Origin of the sequence: Roseibium sp. (assembly GCF_051016195.1) — a bacterium.
Classification (GTDB): Bacteria; Pseudomonadota; Alphaproteobacteria; order Rhizobiales; family Stappiaceae; genus Roseibium.
Genome location: NZ_CP134616.1, coordinates 3,944,376 through 3,961,480, shown reverse-complemented (window position 1 = coordinate 3,961,480; position 17,105 = coordinate 3,944,376). Strand labels below are relative to the sequence as shown.

The 17,105-nt window shown below is 59.2% G+C and carries 16 protein-coding genes; 9 read left to right on the top strand and 7 right to left on the bottom strand.

All coding sequences use genetic code 11. The features are described 5' to 3' along the window. The first annotated feature begins 254 nt into the window (after positions 1–254). A complete protein-coding gene (locus RDA78_RS18040) occupies positions 255–1,328 on the top strand; it encodes a DUF2336 domain-containing protein (RefSeq protein WP_434051199.1) in 1,074 nt (357 codons plus the stop codon). A gap of 54 nt (positions 1,329–1,382) precedes the next feature. Here RDA78_RS18040 and RDA78_RS18035 read toward each other — a convergent pair whose 3' ends face one another. The 5 genes from RDA78_RS18035 to RDA78_RS18015 all read right to left on the bottom strand — a co-directional run bounded on the left by RDA78_RS18035 (position 1,383) and on the right by RDA78_RS18015 (position 9,029). Further along, complete coding sequence (locus RDA78_RS18035; protein WP_434051198.1) at positions 1,383–5,648, bottom strand: hypothetical protein; 4,266 nt, start codon at positions 5,646–5,648, stop codon at positions 1,383–1,385. Positions 5,649–5,933: 285 nt separating this feature from the next. After that, positions 5,934–6,671 (bottom strand): MotE family protein, encoded by a 738-nt coding sequence (locus RDA78_RS18030; RefSeq protein ID WP_434051197.1) that lies wholly within the window; start codon positions 6,669–6,671, stop codon positions 5,934–5,936. Next, positions 6,668–7,276 (bottom strand): DUF6468 domain-containing protein, encoded by a 609-nt coding sequence (locus RDA78_RS18025; RefSeq protein ID WP_434051196.1) that lies wholly within the window; start codon positions 7,274–7,276, stop codon positions 6,668–6,670. The genes RDA78_RS18030 and RDA78_RS18025 overlap by 4 nt, the downstream gene beginning before the upstream one ends. Beyond that, positions 7,273–8,469, bottom strand: coding sequence for a flagellar motor switch protein FliM (fliM, locus tag RDA78_RS18020; RefSeq protein ID WP_319387686.1), 1,197 nt, complete (start codon positions 8,467–8,469; stop codon positions 7,273–7,275). The genes RDA78_RS18025 and fliM overlap by 4 nt, the downstream gene beginning before the upstream one ends. 47 nt (positions 8,470–8,516) lie before the next feature. After that, positions 8,517–9,029, bottom strand: coding sequence for a flagellar basal body-associated FliL family protein (locus RDA78_RS18015; RefSeq protein ID WP_434051195.1), 513 nt, complete (start codon positions 9,027–9,029; stop codon positions 8,517–8,519). A 277-nt stretch (positions 9,030–9,306) separates the two neighbouring features. On the opposite strand from RDA78_RS18015, the gene flgF reads away from it, so the two are divergent. The 5 genes from flgF to RDA78_RS17990 all read left to right on the top strand — a co-directional run bounded on the left by flgF (position 9,307) and on the right by RDA78_RS17990 (position 13,611). Then, positions 9,307–10,047, top strand: coding sequence for a flagellar basal-body rod protein FlgF (gene flgF, locus RDA78_RS18010; protein ID WP_434051194.1), 741 nt, complete (start codon positions 9,307–9,309; stop codon positions 10,045–10,047). A 21-nt stretch (positions 10,048–10,068) separates the two neighbouring features. Then, positions 10,069–10,851 carry a flagellar basal-body rod protein FlgG gene (gene flgG, locus RDA78_RS18005; protein ID WP_434051193.1) on the top strand — a complete coding sequence of 261 codons (783 nt, stop codon included), beginning with the start codon at positions 10,069–10,071 and terminating at the stop codon, positions 10,849–10,851. A gap of 15 nt (positions 10,852–10,866) precedes the next feature. Beyond that, on the top strand, positions 10,867–11,850 hold the full coding sequence (gene flgA / locus RDA78_RS18000) for a flagellar basal body P-ring formation chaperone FlgA (RefSeq protein ID WP_434051192.1): 984 nt from the start codon (positions 10,867–10,869) through the stop codon (positions 11,848–11,850). Positions 11,851–11,876: 26 nt separating this feature from the next. Continuing rightward, positions 11,877–12,599, top strand: coding sequence for a flagellar basal body L-ring protein FlgH (gene flgH / locus RDA78_RS17995; protein ID WP_434051191.1), 723 nt, complete (start codon positions 11,877–11,879; stop codon positions 12,597–12,599). 205 nt (positions 12,600–12,804) lie between these two features. Continuing rightward, positions 12,805–13,611: a lytic murein transglycosylase gene (locus RDA78_RS17990; RefSeq protein WP_434051190.1), complete on the top strand. Its 807-nt coding sequence runs from the start codon at positions 12,805–12,807 to the stop codon at positions 13,609–13,611. Between the two features lie 90 nt (positions 13,612–13,701). On the opposite strand, the gene dksA is transcribed toward RDA78_RS17990, so the two are convergent. Further along, positions 13,702–14,118: an RNA polymerase-binding protein DksA gene (dksA, locus tag RDA78_RS17985; protein WP_306146208.1), complete on the bottom strand. Its 417-nt coding sequence runs from the start codon at positions 14,116–14,118 to the stop codon at positions 13,702–13,704. A 162-nt stretch (positions 14,119–14,280) separates the two neighbouring features. Then, on the bottom strand, positions 14,281–14,703 hold the full coding sequence (locus tag RDA78_RS17980) for a flagellar assembly protein FliX (RefSeq protein WP_434051189.1): 423 nt from the start codon (positions 14,701–14,703) through the stop codon (positions 14,281–14,283). Positions 14,704–15,040: 337 nt separating this feature from the next. On the opposite strand from RDA78_RS17980, the gene RDA78_RS17975 reads away from it, so the two are divergent. Genes RDA78_RS17975 through RDA78_RS17965 form a run of 3 tightly spaced genes read left to right on the top strand, consistent with a single transcriptional unit; the run spans position 15,041 to position 16,967 of the window. Further along, positions 15,041–16,165 (top strand): flagellar basal body P-ring protein FlgI, encoded by a 1,125-nt coding sequence (locus tag RDA78_RS17975; RefSeq protein WP_434056172.1) that lies wholly within the window; start codon positions 15,041–15,043, stop codon positions 16,163–16,165. Then, a complete protein-coding gene (locus RDA78_RS17970) occupies positions 16,165–16,476 on the top strand; it encodes a rod-binding protein (RefSeq protein WP_434051188.1) in 312 nt (103 codons plus the stop codon). The genes RDA78_RS17975 and RDA78_RS17970 overlap by 1 nt, the downstream gene beginning before the upstream one ends. Continuing rightward, positions 16,473–16,967 (top strand): flagellar protein FlgN, encoded by a 495-nt coding sequence (locus RDA78_RS17965; RefSeq protein WP_434051187.1) that lies wholly within the window; start codon positions 16,473–16,475, stop codon positions 16,965–16,967. The genes RDA78_RS17970 and RDA78_RS17965 overlap by 4 nt, the downstream gene beginning before the upstream one ends. Positions 16,968–17,105 lie beyond the last annotated feature (138 nt).

The window sequence follows — 17,105 nt, the reverse complement described above, 5'->3', positions numbered from 1 at the left end:
GCATTGAATAAATGAAGATTTTTTTGCTCTGACTTCAATGCGTCAGAACCTTGTTTTCAAGTCTCGAAATTCAATTGAGTGCCGCTCGCGGAGCCAAATGTTCCAAAAGCGCCTGTCCCGTAATTGCAGGACGGAAACTTCGCTCACGGCAATCGGTCTTACGTTGCCAAAAGTAGAACAAAATTAATCAAGACATGAAATACTCTGCGGAAGTGGGGAGGCCGCATGCCGGCCGTATTTGTTATGGACGTTCTGTGATACGCGATCAGCTTGAACAACTCGCAAGAATCAAGGAACCGGAAGCGCGGTCGAAACTGATCCGGACGCTGGTCGGCGAGTATGCGCGTTCGGAAGACCATGAGCCGACCCCAGTCGAACGCGAACTGTTTTCAAGAATCGTGCTTTCCGTTTTCGATCAGCTTGATCGCGAAGCGCGTTACGAACTTGTCGTGAGGCTTGCAAAGACTGATCGCATCATTTCCGATCTTGCCGATCGTCTGACCCAGGAGGATTACGATCTTTCCGAACCTGTGATCGAATGCTCGCCGGTCATCAGCCAGACGGCGCTCATGCACCTGTCCAAGGCCGGAAGCAACGACAAGCGCGAGTCGGTCGCCCGCCGGCCAGACCTGAGCGAGGAAATCAGCGACACGATGATCGCGCGCGGCAGCCGGAAAGTGGTTCACGTGCTTCTTGACAACGCGGACGTCCCCTTTTCCGTCAAGGGAATGCTGGCCTTGCTGATCTTCGCGAACACGGAGATTGAAGTCCTCGCCGGCATGGCGAAGCGGGCGATCAAGGACGAAGAGTTCCTGGAAACACTCAAGCTTGTTCTTGAAACCGACTGCCCGCTGATCCCTCCCCCTCTCAAGAGAGCTTTGGAGGAAGACGATCTGGAGCGCCTCGCTACCTCGATCGGGGACCTGGAACGCGAAGGCGACATCGAGATTGACGGTGTACGGTATTCGCGGCACGAGGCCAGCATCCAGATCGCCAATGGAGAACTCTCCTTCGACGCCATCTTGCGGACGCTCTTTGAAGACGAGCGCATAGACGCGGCGATCTGGCTGATTGGGCGCAAGCTCAATCTTTCTGACGATGTAGTCGCAGAAACACTCAAGTCCGATGCCGATGGTGCAATCCTGCGCCTGATGCTGCAGACCGGGATCGACGACAAGACCTATCGTGACTTCCTGAAAGCCCGCTGCCGCTGGCTTGACCGGAACACGCGCACGATCCCGGAACTGGTCATGCGCTACAAGGCCGAGCTGAAAAAACCGAACATAGCTGCAGCCCCGCCGACAGCAGCACTCGGGGCCTTGGGCTGATCGGCAACCCGGGCGTCAGCTCAGCCAACCTTGTTCATTTCAGCGAAGAGTGTCTCAGCCCGCTGGATCGCCTGATTGGTTTCCGGCAGCGGCCTGATCATCCGTCGACCGGTTGGGCGACATGTACTGGCGGCGGTACTCCTGCAGGAATGTCTCCAGAGAATCCGTATCGGCCAGGCGGTTGGCAACCTCCAGAAACTCCACACCCTGCGTTTCGATCGGGCGCGTCACGACCTGAAAGGCGAGCGCTTCGGGACTGTTCGCCATTTTGTCCGTGTACTTTGTCTGCAGCCGTTCCAGGCTGAGCTGGTCGCCCGCAAGCGAATAGGCAATGCCGGCGCGGAGAATGTCGCGCCTTTCCAGCTCGTCGAGCGGAATGTTGTCCGACCAGCGCGACCCGTGCATGGCTTCCAGTTGTTCACCCGCATCCCGCCAGCTCTCTGCCGCCCAGAAGGTGTCGGCTCGCAGGCGGTCGACATCGGAGCCGCGCATGTTGCGGACAAGTTCAAGCGCCAGATCCGGGCGGCCGTTTTCCGTGAGGGCCCGCGCCTCGACGATGTTTCTCTGCCGCTCAAGGGTCGACGGCAGGCTGGCTTGCCTCGACCTGTTGAGGACCCTGAGCGCTTCGTCTGCCTTCTGGTCCATCAGGTAAATCGCGGCAAGGTCGGCTGCAATCTGGGCTCTTGCAGCGCCTTTGAGCCGATTGTCCACCTGGTGGCGCAGCAATTCGGTCGCCTGATCAAGCAAATCGATTTCAACAAGACGCTTGGCAAGCTGGCGCACCATCTCGTCGCCCTGGCGCCCGATCGGTGTCAGTTCGCGGAAATCATAGTAGAGCGCGAGTGCCTTGACCGGTGACAGCTCATCGGCCTTGCCATCCAGGAAGAGGGCATTGAACAGGCCGTTCATTTCTTCCTGCAAAAGGCGCGTGGTGTCTGAATCCGGATCTGCCTGCACCGCCGACTTCATCGCTTCGAAGGCTTCCCGGTACTGCCCACGTTCGGCAAAAAGCTGGGCCAGAAACCGCAACGTCTTTAACTCGACTTCGTCACCACGCCACGAGGTTGCAAGGCCAGCGAGCCGGTCAATGGTCTCGTTCACATCAGCTTCGCCATCGCGGTACCGGATACGCAGAGCCCGGTACTCGGCCTCGGCCGCGCGCGGACGATCACTGGACCGGCTCACGAGATCGAAAACGGTAAGGGCTTCCTGCGAGCGTCCGGACGCGTCCGCGACCCGGCCGCGCAGGATGTCATATCGCGCCGCCTGCGCCGAGGTGACTTCGCTTGGCTCGATCTCCGCGAGAACCCCGTTTGCAAGGCCGAAATCATTGACTTCCACGAGCGCCTGAGCGGCGGCAAGTTTGAACTCGGTCTGGATGGCGCTCGGGTAATTGCCGATGACCGCGCGCCCGCGCGGCATGGCGATGCGCGCAGATGTCCAGTTGCCGAGCCTGACGTCAACGATCGTCTGCCAGACGGCGGCATCGGGGCTGTTCTTCAGGTCCGGCCGGTTGAGATGCGTATAGGCTTCCGATGGCCGGTTCGCCATCGTTTCGGCAGCGCCCATCATGAGATTGAAGGATGTGTCCTCGGCAAGCGCCGGTTCTTCTTCCAGCGCGAGCTTCATCAAGCCCAGAGCTTCCTGGGCGAACTGATGCGCCAGATAGAACCGGGAGAGTTCAATCAGTTCCTTGCGCCGCTTTCCGGCAGGCGCGCGGGACAGTTTCCTTTGCAGCTCGATCAGTCTCGAACGGTAGGCACCGGGCCCTTCCGTGCTGAGCGAAACGAATTCGACATTCGTGTTGTCCGGATCGACAATGGAGTTCAGCGCGCCCGTACCTCCGCGCAAATGCCGGTTGGACAGCGCAAGGCCGCCTTCCCGTTCGATGATCACGTCATCGCCGAGAACCTGCATGTTGATGCCGTCGGACCGTGTAACGATCGCGATCCCTTGAGCTGAACTGAGCGCTTCCAGATCGACGAACTTCTGCGGTTTCAGCAATCCGCGCGGGGGACCGAACCCTGTCACCAGCGAGATTGTATCTCCGACAAATGGATCAACGATCTTCCTGATATGCTGGGGATTGCGATAAAGAACACGCAGCACGGAGCCCCCGTCCCCGCGCACATTCCTCTCAAGCTGCAGCGGAATCGACGGTTCAAGGATCATGTCTCCGATGACCAGCGACCAGGCATTGCCGTCAACACCGACGGTCGCAAGAACGGGATCGTTCATGTCCAGCCGGATGATCTGGTAATCATCGAACTGCTTCACCTCGATCGTCTCGGAGATTTCCGCCAACGCGGAAGACATACCGCGTGTGTCGATCGTCGCACTGGTATCGAAGACCAGCCAGATACTGTCGTTCCGGCGGAACACCGAGCTTGAAACCGGCTCCGAAAACGGAAACACAACCCTTACCGTGTTGCCGATGCGACGCGCTTCCGCCGAAACGAACTCACGTATCTCCTTGGCCGCGCTCTCCGGCGGACGTTCGGGAGACAGGCGTTCGGGAACATAGTCGCTGCCCCCATTCGCGCGCCAGACTTCTGGTGAGGAACTCGACCTGCTCGGCAACTGTATTGCCGTCGGCACGCCGCTGCGGCCCAGGCTGTCGCCGGTCTGTATTTCGACTTTGTCCGACTGGCCTGTCTGAGCCGGCGCGTCCATGGCGACATCGCCCTGGGACTGCGGTTGCAACGTTGGTATGCCATTGTTGACCGGCGTTTGTGTGCCGCCTGCCTGAGGCGCCGTTTGCTGCTTGGACAGATCGAGCATCGGGGCCGGCCGGACAACATCGGCATCATCGGCTTCGGCGCTTTCGGGCGCGACATCAGCCAGCGGCAACGCACCGGGCGATGCCTGAACACGCACGATGCCGGGCTGTGGGTTGGTCAGAAGCCGGGCGTTTGCTGTAACAGTCGGGAGGATCGCCGAGGTGACCAGATCGTCGTCTGCGTTTGCCGGAACACCGTCACTGCCCGCAAACGCCGCCGTCAGCTCGGGCGCAGGAAGCGTTTCGACCGCCGAAGCGGTCGAAGCCAATCCAGATTGCGACGACGCGGGGTTTGCCGGACTGCCCGGCGCCGGAACCAAGGCAACATGCTCTGAGATGCTGCCGGGCGGATCAGCCGTCTGGGTTTGCGGCTTCAATCTGGGGGTGGACCCGGAACTCGGGTCACCATCACTCTCCGCAACCTGGATCCCGGCCGGAGGTTCCAATGCCGGCAAAGGCGGAAGAGCAGGTGCGCGCGCCTCCTCGTCTCCCTTCGGCATGGTTTCGAACGGCACGGCAATATAGGCTGCGGATTCGTCGGCACGCGACTCTTTCAATGTACCGCTGGAGCTGCGCCCGACCGTGACGGGCGGCAGCCCGCGCGGATTGTCGACTTCGCGTGTGTCGCGAAGCCCCGGCGCAGTGATCATGTTCTTGCGGTTCTCGTTATCCGCGACCGACAGCTCCTTGTTGATCAACGCGTTCGCCGGATCGTTGACTTCCATGTTCTCCGGCGTCACATCGATCACGTAAGTCTGCTCTTCCCGGAAGGCCCGAATGTCCACCGAGGGCTCGACGCGCATGAGGAACTTGAGCTTCCCCTTGTCAAGGAACGACGTGGCGTCAATGACACCTTGCGGCAGATGCGCCCGCAGATGCGAAATATCGAGCTGCGCCGGATGATTGAACGTGAGCTTGATGATGTCGTTTTCCCGCACGAAGGCAGTGTCGAATTTGATCGACCAGTCGAAAACGAGGCGGGTGAACGTCGGATGCTCTCCGACATGAAGTGTGACCTCAGGACCTTCCTGCGCCTTCAGGCGCGCCTGTTCCAGCGCCCGCACCTTACGCATCGCGGCCTCGGCCCGCTTTGCGAGTTCGCGCACGACATCGTCGGGCAGTCCGGGCGGCAGCCCCTGCCAGCTCATCGGAAGGATGTCGACAAACAGCTTTTCACCCGCTTCCAGCGTGTTGATCTGGTACTGGTCCTTCAGGGCAAAACGGATCGCACTCCCGTCGGGATCACGCCGGGCGATCGTCACATATTCACCGAGATCAAGCGGAACGTCATCAACCTTGATGTCGACGGGCTCCTCGAACGAAATCCGGAGAACCCCGCCCGTGATCAGCGCATCATAGATCGGAAGCAGCGTCCGATCCTTGAACGTCAGCACCATGCGCCCGTAGCCCTCTTCGGGGATCACCTGCAGATCCACCGGCTCAAGCGGCTGAGCCTTGACCGGCTGCTGCAAAGCAAAAAGCAGGAAGGTGAAACAGCCCAAGAACAGCACGACGGATTGCAGGAAAACGCGTGAGCCCATTCTGCCCCCGGTCCTGCGTGTCTGTCGGTATGTCGGGATCAATCCCTGCAAGCTTTTCATCCCTCGAAAAACGCCAACGTCCTAGGGTAAGGACCCTAGTGTTAGTTAAGTGTTCTTAACGCGCCCTTACGCAGACCCCTCAAATCCGGCTATACCGGCACATTTTTCGTCAGAGAACATGTCCATGGCGGCGTTGGTATTTACGGGCCGCAACTCCTGAACCTCAAACCTGCAATGCCCTGGTCGCAGGATCCGAGCTGCCACCTTTCCACCTTCGAAAAACAACTAGTTTGACGGTATCTTCGGAAGCGCTTCCTGCGCGGGTGCCCGGGCTTGTGCCTGTGCGGCCGGAGCTGCCGGGGCAGAGCCCGAACCGCTGCTCGCGATTGCAACCGTGAGACGCTCGGCAGCTTCCGGCGACATCTTCGCCAGGACGTCTGCCATCTTGCGCGGTTTCATCTGGCGGACGACCTTGAGCAGAATGGGAAGGCTCAACCGGTCGAAAATCCGCGCCGCGTCTTTGGGTTTCATCGTCTCGTACATGGTGACAAGGCCGGCGACTTCGTTCTCTTCCTGTTGCCGCTTCTTTTCAACCGCAGCTTCAATGCGTTGCTCGAGCACTTTCAGTTCGTCGACACGTTTCTGGATTCGTTCCTCGGTCGCCTGCAGAAGCTTCTCCCTAAGATCGAGCTGACCTTCCTGCTCCTGGAGGGACTCCCGACGCCTGCCGAGACTTTCCAGAACCGCCCGCTCGGCCGCCGAACCGCCGATCTCCAGGTTGTCGGGCAACACCGGCTGTGCAGGCAGGCCTGGTTCCGCGGGAGGAGCCGGCGGTGCTGCCATCGTCTCCACATCCGCGGGCATCGCCTCGCCTTCAGCAGCATCCGCTGCAGGTGTTTCCTGTGCGACTGCGCCGTTGATGGGCAAACTTCCGCTTTCGGGTCCGAAGGTGAACCCGAGCAGCTTCAGCGCAAGCAAGGCGCTTGCAGAAACACCCAACAGAGGCAACAGTCTCAAATTCATGCAGCAGCACCATTTCGTCTGCGGAACTGTTCAAGTCTTGCGGTCGCTTCGGCCGCCGCGCTGCTGATATCCGCCGCTCGGCTCGGGCGTTTGCGTTCCGGTTCAAAGACTGGAGCCGTCGCAGCGGTGACCGGCGCGGGTTGCACAACCTGAGTAGGTTGAACGGTTTGCGCAGGCGGTGCAGCGTAGCCAGCCGACTGCGGCACATGCTCCACAGGTGACCGGACCGCATATGCCCCGGCGCGCGATGCCGGTTCGGGATGAGACGATGCCGCGCGCGCAGCCTCTGCAATCTGCGAAATTCTGGTAAAGATTTTCTCACCTTCACCAATCTGTTCGGCAAGGCTGCCGGACATCGTTTCAGCTTGCTTGAGCCGCGTCCCGAGAACCTTGTCCGCTTCCGCAGCCGTCGTCTTCAGGCCGAGGATCGCGCGTTCGGCGATCTCCGTTGCCGTCATGAGTTCGGAAATTGTTGCGCGAAGAACCTCTTCGTCAGCCCGGAGCCGCTGCAGGCGTCGGTTCAGCATCCAGCAATAGCCGATGGTGATCAGCAACAGCACCGCAACCAGGCCTTCAATGATCATTCCGATTGGCAAAGTGCTCATGGTTGCTCCATTTCGTTCTGCATGGCGCGCTCGAAAGCGGCCAGGGTCATTTTGGGCTTGCGCAAGTTCTTTGCGACCCGGATGGCAATGGAATCCTCCACCTTGCCGAGCGTACCTTCGGTAAGCGGGACATTCCCGCATTTGATCGTGACCGGATCCGCCGGATCCACGTCGAAGACGAGGGTTTGACCGATGTCGAGACTGAGCACGCGGCTGAGCGGCAGATGGGTCTCGTAGAGGACGGCGTCGACTTCGACCTCCGCAGCGTGGATTTCGCTGGCTAGGTGGCCCTCCCAGATCGGATCACGGCCGAACTTTTCCCCCATGAACATCTGGAGCAGCAGATCGCGGATCGGCTCCAGTGTCGCGTAGGGCATCATGATTTCAACGGAACCGCCCCGGTCTTCCATGTCGATGCGGAGTTCCACGAGGATCGCCGCGTTCGCAGGACGCGAAATGGCCGCGAACCGGGGATTGGTTTCGAGGCGTTCGAGATTGAAGTGGACCGGGGACAGCGGTGCGAACGCTTGCTCGGCATCCTGAAGGATCAGCGCGACCATCTGTTGGACGAGCCCGGTCTCGATCGTGGTATAGGGGCGCCCTTCCACGCGCACGGCGGATGTTCCGCGCCCGCCGCCGAGCAGCACGTCAATGATCGAGTAGATCAGACTGGATTCAACGGTGATCAGTCCGAAGCCATCCCACTCTTCAGCCTTGAAGACGCCCAGGATCGCAGGCAACGGTATTGAATTGAGGTAGTCGCCGAAGCGCACCGAACTGATCGAATCCAGCGAGACTTCCACATTGTCGGACGTGAAGTTGCGCAAGGACGTCGTGGTCAGCCGCACAAGCCGGTCGAACACGATTTCCAGCATCGGCAGACGTTCGTAGGAGACCATCGCCGAGTTGATCAGAGCCCGGATACCGCTTTGGTCACCGGCAATGGTATCCTCGATATTGAAGCCGAGGAGGTTGTCGATTTCTTCCTGGTTGAGAACACGGTCAGCGCCGCGCGTGGCGTTTTCCAGATCCGGTTCGCTGTCGTCGATCATCGCCGCCCACTGGGCAGCCATGTCATCAGAGCTTCCGGCACCCTGCTCCTCTAGCGCAGCACCCCACGCAGCAGCCAGGTCGTCATCATCGTCGCCACCGGCCCCCTGCTCTGCCAGGGCCGCTCCCCAGGCATCGGCCATGTCCTCTTCGGACAGATCGTCGTCGTCGCTGTCAGCCATTCAATGTGTCACTGAACAAGGATTTCCTTGAACAGAACCCCTTCTACTCTTGCCGGGTAAACCGACAGATTGATCCGTCTGAGCAATTCTTCCTTCAGACGGAACAGACCGGCGGACCCTTCCAGGTCCGCGGGGCGCAATTCACGCAGATAGATTTGGAACGCATCGAGAATACGCGGAAGGAACGGCTGGATCTGGTCGATCATGGCACGGTTCTCGACTTCCAGCGCAATGCGCACTTTCAGATAGGTCGTCCGCCCTTCCGTAGCCAGGTTGACCGTCATCTCGGGCAGGTCAAAGAACACCACCGGCTTTTGAACTTCGACCGGCTCGGCCGTTTCACCCGAAACCATCATCGGCGCCGGGGAACCCATCAGGAAATAGTAGCCCGCGCCGCCTGCCGCGAGCAGGACCACAAGCCCGATGCCCCCGAACAACAGCAGTTTTTTCTTCTTCCCACCTGCTGCGCCGGCACCGCCTTCTTCTTCGACGTCGTCGGCGGCTGCGGTTTCGTCAGCCATGTCGCACTCCGCATAATTCAGCGCTCGCGCGCGGTATTTATTACTAAAGAGTTAAAGGTTAACGAATGGTTACCAGGCATTAACGCGAGTCACCGGGCAATAATTGCCAGGTGGTTAACTTCTGCCGGAATCTCTTGCCGCACGCACCCTCGCCGTTTCGCTTTTACCCAGATTTTCCAAGGATTTAAAAACTGGCACGCCGCATGCATTAACCTTAACGAGCCCGCCGGTCTGGGGAGACAAGCTGGCTCATCGGGGAGCAAAAGGAGCCGTTCACATGGAGAACGCACTACTCATTGGCCTGTCGCGCCAGACCGCCTTGCGGAATCAGCTCGACGTGGTCGCCAACAACATGGCGAACATCAACACGTCGGGTTTCAAGGCGCAGAACCTGCTGTTTGAAGAATACATGATGCCGGTTGCCGAGGCGACCGAGTTCCAGACGCAGGATGAAACACTTTCCTACGTCCTTGATTACGCCACGCACACGGATTTCACCAACGGCAGCTTCAAGGCGACCGGCAACGATTACGACCTTGCGCTTGAGGGCGAAGGGTTTTTTGTCGTGCAGCTTGCCGACGGCACCGAGGCCTACACGCGCAATGGCGCGTTTCACCTGAGCACGGACGGCCAGCTCATGTCGTCCGAAGGCTGGCCCGTTCTCACCACCGGTGGCCCAATCAACTTCACCGCGGAAGACGGCATCGTCGAGATTTCGCAGGACGGAACGATCGCGACCGAACTCGGCACGCGCGGCCAGATCCGGGTCGTCTCCTTCGAGAGGCCACAGGATCTGGAAAAGCGGGGCGAAACAACATTCCTCGGCGAAGATCCCCTGATCCCTGAAGACACCCGGATCGTGCAGGGCGCACTCGAGCAGTCGAATGTCGATGGCGTGTTTGAAGTCACGCGCCTCATCGAGATCACCAGATCATACGAATCCGTTTCGAAAATGCTGAAGGACGCAGATGAACTGCGTCAGCAGGCAATCTCCACACTTGGCAAAATTCAGGCCTGACGGCACCAGGGAGTTTAGACAATGAAAGCACTCCAGATCGCTGCCACCGGCATGAAGGCGCAGGAACAGAACGTCGAGGTCATCTCGAACAACGTGGCCAACATGCGCACCACGGGCTTCAAGAAACAAAGGGCCGACTTTCAGGATCTGCTCTATCAGAACCTGCGCAGGATGGGCACGGAGACCTCGGACGCAGGCACGATCGTGCCGACCGGCGTCCAGATTGGCTCCGGCGTCAAACTGGCATCCACTGCCCGCATCATGTCGCAGGGTTCACTCGAACAGACAGATGACTCGCTCGACATCGCCATCAGGGGCGAAGGATTTTTCCAGATCGACCTGCCGGACGGGACGACCGGCTACACACGGGACGGTTCGTTTGAAAGGGATGCGGACGGACAACTGGTGACGGTCGACGGCTATACCGTCAATCCGGGAATCACCATTCCCGAAAACATCCAGGACCTGACGATTTCCAACGATGGTTCGGTTCAGGGCGTGGACAACACCGGCACGACACAGCAGCTCGGTCAGATCCAGCTCGCACGTTTCGTGAACAAGGCCGGGCTTGAGGCAATCGGTGACAACCTCTTTCTGGAAACGGATGCCAGCGGCGCTGCTGAAACCGGCAACGCGAGCGACAACGGCTTCGGAAGCCTGCAGCAATACTTCCTGGAGATGTCCAACGTGGATGCTGTCACGGAAATTTCGGACCTGATCGCCGCCCAGCGTGCCTACGAGATGAATTCCCAGATCATCCAGGCCGCAGACGAGATGTACTCAACCACGACGAACCTTCGCTAACACGGGATGGCTGACATGATGAAACAGCTTTGCAAAGCCGCACTCGGCGTCCTGTTGACGGGTTTCGCTTTCGCTCCGGCATTGGCGGGCGAACCTCCGGTTCTGCGCTCCCAGGTCATGACGCTGTCGGAAATCGTCACGGTCGGCGACTTCTATTCGAATGCGGGCACCCATGCACAAAAGCCGCTCTTCAGATCTCCCGATATGGGTACGTCGGGCGACGTTGCCGCCAACCTTGTTGCTGAACGCGCCCGCGCGGCGGGTCTGACATCGGCCGGAACCGACGGTTTGCGAACGGTCACCGTTCATCGGGGAGCGACCAAGATCAACAGGGAGCAGTTGGCCGGCCTCGTGAAGAAGGCCTTGGCCCGCCGCAACGCCGCTATTGATCCCGCCAGCCTTGAAGTGCAGCTGTTTCATGCGCCGAACCAGATCCTCGCCGACCCCAAAGCCGCAGATCCAGTCCGGATCGAAAGTGTTCAATGGGCGGAAGCGAATGGCAGGTTCGTCATACAGGCGACCGTGTCCGTGGAGCACGGAACCGAGCCCCTCACCCTTTCAGGCATTGCCCAGGAGATGGTCGAGGTCATGGTGCTGGCACAGCCTCTGCGGCGTGGAGATCTTCTCAACGAAGAGGACCTCACAAACGTGCGGATGGTCCGCTCCAGCGTTCCCGCGGGCGCCGTCCTGTCGCCGGATGAGATTGTCGGCAAGGAAGCAAAAACCAATGTCCGGGCAAACACCCCCCTTTCCCGAAGAACCTTTCAGCATCCGGTACTCGTCGGGCGTGGCGACAAGGTCACAGTAACCTTCAACATGCCGGGGTTGAAGCTCACATCCCGGGCCAAGGCGCTCGATGACGGTGCGAAGGGCGACGTCATAGACGTCATGAATCTCCAATCCCGCCGGATTGTGCCGGCAATCGTAACCTCACGCGGCCAGGTGCGCGTTCAAACCGCCAATCCTGTTGTTGCAAGCCTGAACAGCGAGACCAACTGATGCCGACTCCAAGACATAGACACCTGATGGCGAGCATCGCCCTGGCTGCGCTTCTTGCCGGCTGCAGCACCGCAGACCAGCTTGCGCAGGTTGGCCAGCAGCCTACCCTCAACGCGATCCAGGACCCGACCACCACGCCCGGTTACCGCCCGGTCCAGATGCCGATGCCCGAACCTCAGCAGGTACACTACAATCCGAATTCTCTCTGGCAGTCGGGAAGCCGTGCCTTCTTCAAGGACCAGCGCGCCAGCCAGGTTGGCGATATCCTAACCGTCGTGGTCACCATCGATGATGAAGCCGAGATCGAGAACACCACGGAACGCAACCGGACCGAGTCAAGCGGTGCCGGCGTGGGAGGTGCACTCGGCACGGCCATCGACACGATCTTCCTGCCAGCAGGCACCGCCGCCAGCGACCTCGCCAATGTCGGAAGCAACTCCAGCTTCCAGGGCGCGGGCAGCGTCGATCGGGAGGAAACGCTGCAGACACAGATCGCCGCGGTTGTCACCCAGGTCCTGCCCAACGGCAATCTCGTGATTGAAGGCAGGCAGGAAGTCCGCGTCAATTTCGAAGTTCGCGAACTCATCGTTGCCGGCATCGTGAGACCTGAGGACATCACCGCGAATAACCGCATCGCCAGCGAGCAGATCGCCGAGGCCCGGATCGGTTATGGCGGCCGAGGCCAGATCACGACCGTCCAGCAGCCGCGTGTCGGCAACCAGGTCCTGGATATCCTGCTGCCCTTCTGACCCGGTCCGACCCTATTCAGTCCCCCGGCCAGCCCTGGCAAAGTGTTCTAGAAGCTCTGCCCAGGGCGGCTGACGACGGGCACGGCATCTCGCTCCCCGAGTGCCGTGCCCGTTCTCGATTTTTGTTCGAATTTGCTTTTCTGATATGACGCTGCGTCATTTTTCCGTAGAATAGACCACATCGATTCAGGTAACCGGAGGCACCATGCGCCCGCTATTCTTGATTGTCGTTTGCTTTTTGTTTTTGTCGGCAACGCCCGCGCTCGCAGCTACATGCGGAAACGGACCGAACGGGTTTGAAGCCTGGAAAGCTGATTTCATTGCCAACTCCAAGCGGTACGGACTGAAGCAAAGAACCGTCAGTTCCGCTTTGCAGAACGTGAAATACAACTCCAAGGTCATTCGCCTGGACCGGAACCAGAAATCGTTCAAGCTCAGCTTCCAGCAGTTTTACGCAAAACGCGTCAACAATGCGATGATCCGCCGGGGCAAGAAACTCGGCCAGACATATGCCCGCCTGTTCAACAGGATCGAAAAGAAATACGGCGTCCCTGCCCCCGTCATCCTCGCTATCTGGGGCCTGGAAACAAATTATGGCGGTTATCTCGGCAACATGCCCGTGCTGCAGTCCCTGGCGACACTGGCCTATGACTGCCGGCGATCGAAGTTCTTCACCAACGAATTGGTCAACGCCCTGAAAATTGTCCAGCGGCGCGACATGACGCCAGGAGAAATGCGCGGCGCGTGGGCCGGTGAAATCGGCCAAACGCAGTTTCTTGCCTCGTCCTACATGAAATATGCTGTCGATTACGATCGGGATGGCCGGCGGGACCTGATCCGCTCGGTGCCAGATGTTCTTGCATCGACCGCGAACTATCTGCAGAAAAAGGGTTGGCGCCGTGGTCAACCATGGGGACCCGGCACCGCGAACTACCGGGTGATCAGGGAATGGAACAAGGCAAGTGTCTACGTCCAGACCATTTCTGTCATGGCCGACAAGATTGCCAACTGACAGCAACATAAGAAAAAGGCCTCCCCATTCCGGGAAGGCCTCGCAGTTGTTCAGGCCCGCCGCGCTCGGCCGGCCCGCCGTTTCTGGAAATCAGTCGTCGCGGTACACTTTTTCACGACGCTCATGCGCCTCCTGCGCCTCGATCGACAAGGTCGCGATCGGTCTTGCCTCAAGGCGCCGCAGGGAAATCGGCTCGCCGGTTTCCTCGCAATAACCATAACTGCCATCCGCAATCCGTTCCAAAGCATCATCGATCTTTGAAATCAGCTTGCGCTGCCGGTCACGAGCACGCAGCTCGATCGAGCGATCTGTCTCAGAAGACGCTCTGTCGGCAAAGTCAGGGTGGTTCTGGCTTTCTTCCTGAAGGTTCGTAAGCGTTTCTTTGCTTTCCTTCAGAATCTCATCTTTCCATGCAAGCAGCTTATCCCGAAAATACTCGCGCTGCCTGTCGTTCATAAACGGCTCGTGTTCAGAGGGACGATAGTCAGACTCAATTTCAACCGTCATCGATTGCTCCGGATTACCGTTAGGCCGCGCGCAATATATAGCCGGTTCCCTCAGGCGACAACGGTTCATTTTTGAAAAATATCATTAAAAAAATGTCATAATTTTCAATTTGTTGCGCGCAAACCAAAGAGTTTCACCGTAAATTAGCGTCAAGTTTTTCCATCACCTGTCCGTGAAACGGCCGAGCTTTGCAAGCTCGACTTTCACTCTCAATTCGATCTCGTCCAGGACAGATTCGATGCGCTCATCTCCGCTGGATTTGCGGTTGGCAACCTGACTTGCCAGAGCTTCCAGGCGTGCCTCCGAGACAACTCCGGCGAGCAGATCGGCGCGCACCGCTTCGAGCGAATCGAGCATGGAATGCCCGTGCCTTGCCGCCCGGGAGCGGCGTTCCGCGCGTTCATCGACCTCCTGCAGTGCAAGAAGAGCGTCCATTCCCTGGATCGCGTTGCCGCCGGCAACCTGCGTCGATTGGGCGACTTCACCGCCCATGTCGGGCTTGAACTCTTCGGCACCGGACGCGGACTTCTTGCGCGCGCCCTTGCCCTGGACACCTGTGACCGGTTTGTTGCCTGTGATGCGCATGACGATCGTTCAGCCTGTCTGGATCCTGTTTCGGCCGAAAATGCTCCGGTCCTCTTGTGCCGCCTCTCGAAACTTCCGGGAAGGGTAAATGAGTCCGTGCAGACGAGGCAATATTTGCCGACCCGGAAAAAGAATTCATTAACCAATTTCATCAGGATTGACCTGAAAATACGGGCTTGTACGCGATTTTCGTACAGAAAACCGGCACTTGCGCCAAACTGTCTTTGTCCGGACAGAGATGGCACGGCTTTCGCATATGAGAGCACAACATAGGCAGGCCGGCGATCAGACCGGAAAAACTGGACCGGGAACAGTGATGCGAGCAGTACACAGGAACATTTCGGAATTGACGACGAAGATGCTGCTGCTCGCATGTCTGATGACAGTCTTGGCTGCGGTAAGCCTGACCTCGGCGCAGGCAGCCTCGCGGATCAAGGACATCGCGGACTTCGAAGGTATCCGCGAAAACCAGCTGATCGGTTATGGCCTTGTCGTCGGACTGAACGGCACTGGAGATTCCCTCAACAACACGCCTTTCACCCAACAGAGCCTGCAGGCAATGCTTGAACGACTGGGCGTGAACACACGCAACATCGCCCTGAACACAAATACCGTCGCAGCGGTAATGGTGACGGCAAACCTGCCCCCTTTCGCGACGCAGGGCACGCGGATCGACGTGAATGTCAGTGCGCTTGGCGATGCGGATTCCCTGCAGGGCGGCACGCTGCTGGTCACACCGCTTGTCGGCGCGGACGGCGAGGTATACTCCATCGCGCAGGGATCGGTGGCGATTGGCGGATTTTCAGCGCAGGCGGACGCAGCCTCCGTGGTACGCGGCGTGCCGACCGCCGGCCGGATCGCCAATGGCGGCCTTGTAGAGCGGGAACTTGAGTTCAAGCTGGCCTCGCTCACCTCATTGCGTCTGGCCCTGCGCAATCCGGATCTCACGACGGCGCGCCGTGTCGCCCTGTCTATCAACGAACTGATCGGGATGCCGACCGCCGAACCGCTTGATCCGGGAACGGTCCGACTTGACCTGCCCATGAACTACGACGGCAACATTGTCGACCTTCTCACCGATATCGAGCAGCTCATTGTCGAACCTGATCTCGCTGCCAGGATCGTCATCGACGAAAACTCGGGCATCATCGTCATGGGCCAGGACGTCAAGGTGTCGATGGTTGCCGTCGCTCAAGGCAATCTCACGGTCACGATCGCGGAATCGCCTCAGGTCTCGCAACCACTTCCCTTCGCTGAAAACGGCCAGACGGTCGTGGTCCCCCGCTCCGAGGTTGGCGTGGACGAGGAAGGCACGAAACTGGCGATCGTTCCGGAAACCATTACGCTGAAGCAACTCGTCGACGGCCTGAACGCGTTGGGCATCGGTCCGCGTGACATGATCTCCATCCTGCAGGCGATCAAGGCTGCAGGCGCTCTCCAGGCCGAAATCGAGGTGCTGTGATGCTGGAAACCGCGGCAGCCTACACAAACCGGCCGGACCCGATGGCTTCGATCCGCGGCGTCGACACGAACAACAAGAGCGCCGTGCGCGAAGCAGCTGAGGAATTCGAGGCGGTTTTCCTGAACACGATGCTGCAGAACATGTTCACCGGATTGAACGAGGGAGGCACCTGGGGCGGCGGAACCGGTTCCGATGCCTGGCAGGACCTCCTGATCGACGAATATGCACGTTCGATTTCCAAAGCGGGCGGAATAGGTCTGGCTGACAGTGTCGAACGCGAATTGCTGAACCTGCAGGAGGGGACCCTATGACTGCTCAGCCGAATTCCCACGCCTTTCCGTTTTCACTGGAAAGACCCGCAAGCAAGCAGGATGCAGACAATTTCTGCTCTGCGCTTTCCGGGACAATGGAGGCCCTTCTTTCGGTCATTGAAATGGAAACCGACCTGGTTCGGGCCGGCAAGCTGAAGGAAGCAGGAGAGCTTCAACCCGACAAGGCACGCCTCATTCATGAATATACCCGGGGCATGATGGCGGCGAAGGAACATGCGGTCGCGCTCGGCAATCTCTCCTCCGCAGCAACCCAGGCCCTGCGGCGCCAGCACGGCGAATTCCAGCCGGTTCTTCGGATCAATCTTGCGGTTCTGTCGACCGCCCGGGATGTCGCCAACTCCCTTGTTTCCACCGTCGCAAAGGCGGCCGGTGCAAAAAATGCCGCTTCGCCAACCACATATGGGCGCGATGGCGCGGCCCCTTCCGGACCGCAATCCGCCCGAGGGATCGCGGTCAACCAGGCTCTATGACCGCACGGACCTGCAATCCGGACACCAAGAGCCTCCCGAACCGGAGGCTTTTTTTGTGACCACACATCGAGGAGAGGCCGCAAGCGCGAATCAACATCGCGATTCGCAGAGCGGCAATCCCGCAATTCCTAATCATTT

Bases quoted from the DNA above. Each gene is read 5' to 3' on its own strand.
- RDA78_RS18035 (WP_434051198.1), bottom strand. From the start codon at position 5,648: ATGGGCTCACGCGTTTTCCTGCAATCCGTCGTGCTGTTCTTGGGCTGT.
- RDA78_RS18030 (WP_434051197.1), bottom strand. From the start codon at position 6,671: ATGAATTTGAGACTGTTGCCTCTGTTGGGTGTTTCTGCAAGCGCCTTG.
- RDA78_RS18025 (WP_434051196.1), bottom strand. From the start codon at position 7,276: ATGAGCACTTTGCCAATCGGAATGATCATTGAAGGCCTGGTTGCGGTG.
- fliM (WP_319387686.1), bottom strand. From the start codon at position 8,469: ATGGCCGATGCCTGGGGAGCGGCCCTGGCAGAGCAGGGGGCCGGTGGC.
- RDA78_RS18015 (WP_434051195.1), bottom strand. From the start codon at position 9,029: ATGGCTGACGAAACCGCAGCCGCCGACGACGTCGAAGAAGAAGGCGGT.
- flgF (WP_434051194.1), top strand. From the start codon at position 9,307: ATGGAGAACGCACTACTCATTGGCCTGTCGCGCCAGACCGCCTTGCGG.
- flgG (WP_434051193.1), top strand. From the start codon at position 10,069: ATGAAAGCACTCCAGATCGCTGCCACCGGCATGAAGGCGCAGGAACAG.
- flgA (WP_434051192.1), top strand. From the start codon at position 10,867: ATGATGAAACAGCTTTGCAAAGCCGCACTCGGCGTCCTGTTGACGGGT.
- flgH (WP_434051191.1), top strand. From the start codon at position 11,877: ATGGCGAGCATCGCCCTGGCTGCGCTTCTTGCCGGCTGCAGCACCGCA.
- RDA78_RS17990 (WP_434051190.1), top strand. From the start codon at position 12,805: ATGCGCCCGCTATTCTTGATTGTCGTTTGCTTTTTGTTTTTGTCGGCA.
- dksA (WP_306146208.1), bottom strand. From the start codon at position 14,118: ATGACGGTTGAAATTGAGTCTGACTATCGTCCCTCTGAACACGAGCCG.
- RDA78_RS17980 (WP_434051189.1), bottom strand. From the start codon at position 14,703: ATGCGCATCACAGGCAACAAACCGGTCACAGGTGTCCAGGGCAAGGGC.
- RDA78_RS17970 (WP_434051188.1), top strand. From the start codon at position 16,165: ATGCTGGAAACCGCGGCAGCCTACACAAACCGGCCGGACCCGATGGCT.
- RDA78_RS17965 (WP_434051187.1), top strand. From the start codon at position 16,473: ATGACTGCTCAGCCGAATTCCCACGCCTTTCCGTTTTCACTGGAAAGA.